Origin of the sequence: Vibrio sp. L85, assembly GCF_963871815.1 — a bacterium.
Classification (GTDB): domain Bacteria; phylum Pseudomonadota; class Gammaproteobacteria; order Enterobacterales; family Vibrionaceae; genus Vibrio; species Vibrio harveyi.
Genome location: NZ_CAWMYL010000030.1, coordinates 1 through 757 on the forward strand (window position 1 = coordinate 1; position 757 = coordinate 757).

Below are 757 nucleotides of genomic sequence, written 5' to 3' on the forward strand. Positions count from 1 at the left end.
TGCCACTACTGTATCGGTAGATACCGCATCTTCAGTCACGCTATCAACTGCTGTGACGTCGATAGTCGGTGCGTCGTTAACTGGATTAACCGTCACCGCAACCGTTGCATCGTCTGTTAGCTGACCGTCTGAGATGGTGTAGCTAATCGTTGCATCACCATTGAAGTTTTCAGCAGGTATGAAGACCAACTTACCATCCACGATGGTAACGGTGCCTTGCTCTGCTGGTACCGATGCCGCTGTGATAGTCAGCGTATCGTTTTCTGGATCGCTGTCATTCGCCAATACATCGATAGTAACCGCAGTGTCTTCGTCTGTTGCAACAGTGTCATCCACTGCCACTGGTGCGTCGTTGACTGGGTTAACCGTCACCGCAACTGTTGCATCGTCAGTTAACTGACCATCTGAAATGGTGTAGCTGATGGTTGCATCACCATTGAAGTTTTCAGCAGGTGTAAACACCAACTTGCCGTCAACAATCGCCACCGTACCTTGCTCTGCAGGTACTGACGCATTGGTAATGGTTAATTGGTCATTCTCTGGATCGCTGTCGTTCGCCAATACATCGATAGTAACCGCGGTGTCTTCGTCTGTTGCAACAGTGTCGTTGACTGCCACTGGTGCGTCGTTGACTGGGTTAACCGTCACCGCAACCGTTGCATCGTCTGTTAGCTGACCGTCTGAGATGGTGTAGCTAATGGTTGCGTCACCATTGAAGTTTTCAGCAGGCGTGAACACCAACTTGCCGTCAACAATC

General features: G+C 50.1%; 1 protein-coding gene. It reads right to left on the minus strand.

Features of this window, described 5'->3' with window-relative positions; translation table 11 throughout:
• Positions 1 to 757: tandem-95 repeat protein (locus AACR11_RS06620; protein ID WP_189338789.1), on the minus strand; the 757-nt coding region annotated here is incomplete at both ends.